At 49.4% G+C, this 7736-nt stretch carries 5 protein-coding genes and 3 rRNA genes; all 8 read left to right on the top strand.

What is annotated here, in order from left to right; translation table 11 throughout:
* Nucleotides 1-155 (top strand): 23S ribosomal RNA (locus CLV36_RS16540); the annotation flags it as partial.
* Between the two features lie 81 nt (nucleotides 156-236).
* Nucleotides 237-351 (top strand): 5S ribosomal RNA (gene rrf, locus CLV36_RS16535).
* 936 nt (nucleotides 352-1287) lie between these two features.
* Nucleotides 1288-2994: a biosynthetic-type acetolactate synthase large subunit gene (gene ilvB, locus CLV36_RS16530; RefSeq protein WP_106343376.1), complete on the top strand. Its 1707-nt coding sequence runs from the start codon at nucleotides 1288-1290 to the stop codon at nucleotides 2992-2994.
* Nucleotides 2991-3236 carry an acetolactate synthase small subunit gene (gene ilvN / locus CLV36_RS16525; RefSeq protein WP_022739119.1) on the top strand — a complete coding sequence of 82 codons (246 nt, stop codon included), beginning with the start codon at nucleotides 2991-2993 and terminating at the stop codon, nucleotides 3234-3236. Before ilvB ends, ilvN begins: the two co-directional genes overlap by 4 nt.
* Nucleotides 3196-4266, top strand: a complete 1071-nt coding sequence (locus CLV36_RS16520) for a ketol-acid reductoisomerase (RefSeq protein WP_083464954.1) — start codon at nucleotides 3196-3198, stop codon at nucleotides 4264-4266. Before ilvN ends, CLV36_RS16520 begins: the two co-directional genes overlap by 41 nt.
* A 37-nt stretch (nucleotides 4267-4303) precedes the next feature.
* Nucleotides 4304-5563, top strand: a complete 1260-nt coding sequence (gene ilvA, locus CLV36_RS16515) for a threonine ammonia-lyase IlvA (protein ID WP_022739122.1) — start codon at nucleotides 4304-4306, stop codon at nucleotides 5561-5563.
* A 20-nt stretch (nucleotides 5564-5583) separates the two neighbouring features.
* Nucleotides 5584-7266 carry a dihydroxy-acid dehydratase gene (gene ilvD / locus CLV36_RS16510; protein WP_022739123.1) on the top strand — a complete coding sequence of 561 codons (1683 nt, stop codon included), beginning with the start codon at nucleotides 5584-5586 and terminating at the stop codon, nucleotides 7264-7266.
* Between the two features lie 385 nt (nucleotides 7267-7651).
* A 16S ribosomal RNA gene (locus CLV36_RS16505) occupies nucleotides 7652-7736 on the top strand; the annotation flags it as partial.

Here is a 7736-nt window from a genome sequence, read left to right as displayed (position 1 = left end):
TGAAAGCATCTAAGCGCGAAGCCCCCCTCAAGATGAGATTTCCCATTCCCCTGTGGAAGTAAGACCCCTTGTAGATGACGAGGTTGATCGGTCCGAGGTGTAAGCGCAGCAATGCGTTTAGCTGACGGATACGAATCGGTCGAGGGCTTATCCTACTTCATCTCTTCATCTTGCAACACGCTTTATTCCATTCTAATTTTCAGGGTGTGGTTCACACCTTGAATAACAACATAACGTCTGGTGATGATGGCGGAGGGGACCCACCCGTTCCCATACCGAACACGGAAGTTAAGCCCTCCAGCGCCGATGGTACTTGGGCTTAAGCCCTGGGAGAGTAGGTCGTTGCCAGGCCACCAACCCCCACTTCAAAATGAAGTGGGGGTTTTTTGCTGAATAAGGGCAGAGTGAGGGGGTACATCACTCTTTTTGCAAAACAAATTAAAGAAAATTCATTTACTCGGTTGCATTTACAGGCGATTCTGATATACTACTGATAACAACAGAGATCATACCTATTAACACTTTGTTTTTGGCAGGAGTTCGAATCCTTATGCAAGTAAAAAATGAAGCAGTAGACTTATGCAAGAAAATGTTCGCAAACTTATTTTAAACATATCATTATTCATTTTATTCATTATAAAACTACAATAGTTGTTGACAAGATGAATAGAGGTTACTATAATCATTTTTAATAACTTGACAAAGCAATCATTTCACATTACCGCAAACTCACACCCTTACAAAATGGTTTACCGGTGGCTTTAACCAGCTGACAGGAAGGAAGACGTTTAAGTGTTTTAAGATTGAATTTTTAGAAAATAACAACACAACTTTATCACTCAACTACGGTGAAGAGGACAAGCGGAAGTGGGCACTGACGGTACAGAGAACCATCTCATGGCTGAGAAGATGGGCGTCATCCCATTTCACGCATCACCTCTGAGTTTTGCCTTTCAAAGAGGAAGCATTCTCAAGTAGAAGGCAACGGCTGGTTTCCGTTAGCAAACTAAGGTCCTGCAAAAGGACTTGGTGAGTCTGCTTTTCGTGAGAAAAGTAGAGAAGCTGAGTGGTACCGCGAGTGTTTCTCGCCTCAGCGTCAAATCAAACGTTTGAAAGGAAGAGAAACGTTTGTTTGATGGCTGGGGCTTTTTTGTACTGACTCATGGGATGGCAATCGCTTAGGAGGCCTCCCAACCATGCCTTCAACCAAACAAATCGACTTGTAGGCGTTTCTTGTTGAGGAGCGAATGTTGGGTAAACCATTGTGAGGAAAGGTTGTGAAACAGTATGAACACTGGAGTTAGTCAGAAGATTGAAAAAATGTCTGGCGCCAGGATGGTTGTCCAGTGTTTGAAACGCTTAGGTGTCGACACGATTTTTGGTTATCCTGGTGGGGCGATATTGCCGATCTACGACGCGCTGTACAACAGTGGGATCCATCATGTGTCGACGCGACATGAACAGGCGGCTATCCATGCTGCCGAAGGATATGCCCGCGCGACGGGGAAGGTGGGAACGGTGATGGTCACCTCGGGGCCAGGTGCAACCAACTTGGTAACCGGCATTGCCGACGCTTATATGGATTCTGTCCCTATTGTCATCTTTACGGGTCAGGTGGCCACTTCTATGTTGGGAACGGATGCTTTTCAAGAAGCCGATGTGCTGGGAATCACGTTGCCTGTAACCAAATACAGTTACCAAGTGCATGATCCAGCCGAGATTCCAAAGATTATCCAAGAGGCTTATCATGTAGCTGGTTCAGGTCGGCCCGGGCCCGTTTTGATTGACATACCGAAAGATGTGTCTAATGCGGAGGCTGAATGTCAGTATCCAGACCGAATCTCTTTGCCCGGCTATCGTGTCGCGGAAGAACCCGATCCAGAGCAAATTGCCAAGATCGCCACTGCGATTGCCCAAGCTCGGCGCCCCCTTTTATATATCGGTGGTGGCATCATTCACGCTGAAGCGTCAAGGGAGTTGAGGAATTTTGCCAAACAGGCCAACATTCCCGTCGTCACGACGCTGATGGGCTTGGGGGCGTTTGAACCAGATGATCCGTTGTTTTTGGGAATGCTGGGCATGCATGGAACCTATGCCGCCAACATGGCTGCTTATGAATGTGACTTGTTGATCGCCTGTGGTGTGCGCTTTGATGATCGAGTCACAGGCAAGCTGGAACGATTCTCTCCCCATTCAAAGAAGGTGCACATCGACATTGACCCCGCGGAGATCGGCAAAAATGTAGCAATTGATTATCCGCTGGTATGTGATGTGCGAAAGGCGTTACTGCGACTGTTGGATCAAGCCCCCCGACCAGACAGCGATGCGTGGGTTAACCAAACAACAAACAGGGCACAAGCGTTTCCTTTAACCTATGAGCAACGTCCGGACGGGGAGTTGAAACCACAATTTGTTATCGATTATTTGAGCAAGGTGACGGAGGGCAAAGCGATCGTCACGACTGAAGTAGGGCAACACCAGATGTGGGCGGCGCATTTTTACCGGGTATGCCAACCGCGCAGTTTTATCACATCAGGTGGTTTGGGTACGATGGGATTTGGCTTTCCGGCGGCCATGGGGGCGCAGTTAGCCAAACCGGATGCGACCGTCGTTTGCATCGCCGGGGACGCTTCATTCCAAATGAATATACAGGAACTGCAAACGATCGCGGAAATGAACATCCCCGTGAAGATTTTTGTCATCAACAATCATTTCTTGGGGATGGTGCGGCAATGGCAGGAGATATTCTACGATGGGCGTTATTCAGAATCGCGGCTTAGTTCGCCAGATTTTGTGAAAGTGGCGGAAGCGTTCCATGTGAAAGGGATACGCGCAACCACCAAGGAAGAAGCGGAACGCGCCATTGACGAAGCGTTGCGTTATCCTGGTCCGATCGTGGTTGACTTCCAAGTAGAAGAAGAGGAAAGTGTGTTTCCGATGGTGCCTCCGGGCAAAGGCAACAATGAGATGATTTTGGGAAGGTGGGAAGGATGAAGCAGACAATCAAGCTGAGGGTGAATCCCAAGTCTAGCGCATTGGCGAGAGTTGTGGGGATGTATGTGCGCAGGGGCATCGACATAGAACACCTGCTGGTGGAAAAAGAGGAGCGATCCGATTTTTCTACCATGACGATCACCATGGATTGTGACACTTTCAAATTGGAGCAAATGATTAGGCAGTTAAGCAAGCAAATTGATGTCATCGCTGTTCAGAAATTGTCTGGCGAAAGCCATTAAATCTCACTTTCACATCAAATATCGAAAAAGGGAGACGGATAACATGCATATGTATTATGACAATCATGCGGATTTAAGCGTTTTGGCAAACAAGACGGTGGCGGTGATCGGCTATGGGTCCCAAGGCCACGCTCAAGCGCAAAACTTGCGGGATTCCGGCGTAAACGTGGTGATTGGGTTGAGACCCGGCAAATCATGGCAACAAGCGGAGGCTGACGGATTTGAAGTGCTGACGGTTAAAGAAGCGAGCGCCCGCGCCGATGTGATCCAACTTTTGTTGCCTGATGAATACCAAGCCAAGGTGTACCAGGAAGAGGTGGCGCCTGGATTGACTGCCGGCAACATGCTGCTGTTTTCACACGGGTTTAATGTTCACTTCGGCCAAATTGTCCCTCCTGAAGATGTGGACGTGGCCATGGTGGCACCCAAGAGCCCTGGTCACTTGGTGCGTCGCGTATTTAAACAAGGCGGTGGTGTGCCGGGGTTGCTAGCGGTTCATCAGGATGCGACGGGCCAAGCCAAACAGGTGGCACTTGCTTATGCCAAAGGATTGGGTTGTACCAAAGCGGGGGTATTTGAAACAACTTTCCGCGAAGAGACGGAAACAGATCTGTTCGGTGAGCAAGCTGTTTTGTGCGGAGGCATGACGGCCCTGGTCAAAGCAGGATTTGAAACGTTGGTGGAGGCCGGATACAGTCCAGAGATTGCCTACTTTGAATGTCTGCACGAATTGAAATTGATCGTAGATTTGATGTACGAAGGAGGTCTTTCCCGGATGCGCTATTCCATCTCCGATACAGCCGAATTTGGGGATTACATGACCGGGAACCGCATTGTCACTGATGCGACCAAAGAGGAGATGCGCCAAGTGTTGCGTGAAATTCAACAAGGGGAATTCGCGAAAAAATGGATTCTCGAAAATCAGGCAGGGCGTCCTTCTTACAACGCGATCAAGCAGCAAGAGGCCAATCATCAGATTGAAGAAGTGGGGGCCAAATTGCGTCAAATGATGAGTTGGATGCAGAAATAAGCGAAGTAGAGGGCTGGATGCGGAGGTCGGTGCGGAGATGATCAATGTAAAAGAGGCCGTCGGCCCGGGCGATGTGGTGAGTGCCCGGAGCGCGCTCAAGGACGTCGTCAGACAAACGCCACTGGAGTATGACGCGCTATTATCCGATCGGCATCAATGTCAGCTTTATCTCAAACGTGAAGACTTGCAGGTTGTTCGTTCTTTTAAACTCAGAGGGGCTTATCACTTTTTAAGCCGCCGTTCAAGAGATGAATTGGATCGCGGGGTCGTATGCGCGAGCGCTGGCAATCATGCGCAGGGGGTTGCCTACTCTTGTCGCATGTTGCAGGTGCAAGGAAAAATATTCATGCCCACCACTACGCCCAATCAAAAGGTGAACCAGGTTGCGCGTTTTGGCGGTCCATATGTGGAGATCGTCTTGACCGGAGATACGTTTGACGCTTCGTTCGCTGAGGCGATGCGAGTGTGTGAGCGAGAACGGAAGCTGTTTGTGCATCCTTTTGATGACCCGGATGTGATCGCTGGGCAAGGAACTGTGGGATTAGAGATCATTGAACAGTTTCCCGGTTCCATTGATTACTTGTTTGTCGGCATTGGCGGAGGAGGATTAGCCGCCGGTTTGGGCACCTACCTAAAAAAGGTCAGTCCTATGACCAAAATCATTGGTGTGGAGCCCGCCGGCGCCCCGGCGATGCATGCGTCATTGCGCCAAAACGAAAGAGTCATGTTGCGCGAACTGGATAAATTTGTTGATGGTGCGGCAGTGCAACAAGTGGGCACGCTGACACTGGAGATTTGCAAACAAGTGCTGGACGACGTGGTACTGGTGCCAGAAGGGAAAGTTTGTTCTACCATCCTGCAATTGTACAATGAGAATGCGATCGTTGTAGAACCTGCAGGAGCGTTGGCTTTGGCTGCCCTCGATTTTTATCGGAACGAGCTCAAGGGCAAAAACGTGGTCTGTGTGATCAGCGGCGGGAACAACGATATTGACCGTATGTCTGAGATTAAGGAAAGATCGTTGATTTATGAAGGATTGAAGCATTATTTCATTATTAATTTCCCGCAACGGGCCGGCGCTTTGCGGGAATTTATCAATGGGACTTTGACGGAGCAGGCGGACATCACCCGATTTGAATATATCAAGAAAAACAACCGTGATAGCGGCCCCGCTCTGGTGGGAATTGAGTTGAAGGAGAGGAATGAATATCCACTGTTGATTGAACGAATGGAGCGAAATCAGGTGGATTATATGGAAATCAATAAGGATCCGAACTTATTTCATCTGTTGATTTGACTGGCCAGGAGGGATGCCGTGTGAGAAAAATGAGAAGCGACACGATCAAACGAGGGTTTGACCGCGCTCCGCATCGCAGCTTGTTGCGGGCGACTGGACAAATTCGAGATGAGTCCGATTGGGATAAACCGTTCATCGCCATCGCCAATTCATATATTGACATTATTCCCGGACACGTTCATCTGCAAGCGTTTGGCGAATTGGTGAAAGAAGCGGTGCGTGAAGCGGGCGGCGTACCGTTTGAATTTAACACGATCGGGGTGGATGATGGGATTGCCATGGGACACATCGGCATGCGCTATTCCCTTCCCAGCCGAGAGATTATCGCCGATTCCATAGAAACGGTGGTGTCAGCCCATGCGTTTGACGGTTTGATCTGCATTCCCAACTGTGACAAAATCACTCCGGGCATGATGATGGCGGCTTTGCGAGTGAATATCCCCACCATCATCGTGTCCGGCGGTCCCATGAAAGCGGGGAAAACAAGTGACGGTCGCTCCATTTCTTTGGCTTCCGTGTTTGAAGGGGTCGGCGCTTACCAAGCGGGCAAGATTAACCAAGCCAACCTGGAGGAATTGGAACGGTATGGCTGTCCAACATGCGGTTCTTGTTCAGGGATGTTCACCGCCAATTCCATGAACTGCCTGCTGGAGGCAATCGGTTTGGCTCTCCCGGGCAATGGAACCATCCTGGCTGTGAGCGAAGAGAGAAAAGAGCTGGTCAAGCAAGCAGCGAAACAACTTTTGCGATTGATCGAGTTGGATTTGAAGCCGCGTGACATTGTGACCGAGAAAGCCATTGACAACGCGTTCGCCTTGGATATGGCCATGGGAGGCTCTTCCAATACGGTTTTGCATACGTTGGCTATTGCTCATGAGGCGGGATTAGACTATTCATTGGAGCGGATCAACCAGTTGGCCCAAAAAGTGCCGCATTTGTGCAAAGTTAGCCCCGCTTCCGATTATCACATTGAAGACGTGCATCGGGCAGGCGGCGTCTCCGCCATTTTGAACGAGCTTAGTAAAAAAGAGGGAGCCTTGCACTTGGATCAGATCACTGTCACGGGCAAAACCTTGGGCGAGAATATCTTGGGAGCGGATATCTTGGATCAAGATGTGATTCGGCCATTGCCGGATGCCTACTCGCAAACAGGTGGCTTGTCGATCCTGTTTGGCAATTTGGCTCCCGATGGCGCTGTGATCAAATCAGGCGCCGTTCAAAACGGCATTACCCGCCATGAGGGGCCAGCCATTGTCTTTGACTCCCAAGATGAAGCTTTGCAAGGTATTGCTTCAGGAAAAGTGCAAGCAGGACATGTTGTCGTCATCCGATATGAAGGCCCCAAAGGCGGGCCGGGCATGCCCGAAATGTTGGCGCCAACATCTCAAATTGTGGGGATGGGCTTGGGAACGAAAGTGGCCTTGGTGACAGATGGGCGCTTTTCGGGGGCAACTCGAGGGATTTGCGTTGGCCATGTTTCCCCTGAAGCTGCGGAAGGAGGCCCCATTGCCTTCATTGAAGACGGAGATATTGTAGTGATTGACATCGAACAAAAGAAATTGGAAGTGCGGTTGTCTCCAGAAGAGCTTGAACGAAGACGAGCCAAGTGGTCCGGTTTTGAGCCAAAGGTGAAAACGGGGTATCTTGCTCGTTATTCCAAACTGGTTACCTCCGCCAGCACCGGGGGAGTTATGAAAATTTGAAGGTAGTAAAAGCGGGCACAGTTAATCTTATTCATACTGTTGCCCGCCTCCTCCCTTCATTCGGTGCTCTTGTTCCAAAGCTTCTTAACATCTCGTCATTCCCGCAGGATAAAGAAGTGAAATAATCTGAATAGATGAAATAAGGGTTTATGTGTTGACTTGAATGCAATCATTTAGTAAGATCGTATTTGTCGCCGCGAGCGAGCGGTGCGAAATAAAACAAAGTGTTCCTTGAAAACTAAAGAGTGACAACGTGACCTGTCAATTCGATGAAACACTTAACACTTTAGTGTTTAGTGTTTCACAACTCCGCGAGCTTTGCTCGGCGGAGTATCAACTTCGAGCATAGACTCAAACCTCAGTTTCACACTTCGATGTGAAACCTTTAACGGAGAGTTTGATCCTGGCTCAGGATGAACGCTGGCGGCATGCCTAATACATGCAAGTCGTGCGGGGGTCTTCGGACCCTA

The organism is Laceyella sediminis (assembly GCF_003003125.1).
GTDB lineage: Bacteria > Bacillota > Bacilli > Thermoactinomycetales > Thermoactinomycetaceae > Laceyella > Laceyella tengchongensis.
This window is presented reverse-complemented; position numbering and strand designations above follow the sequence as displayed.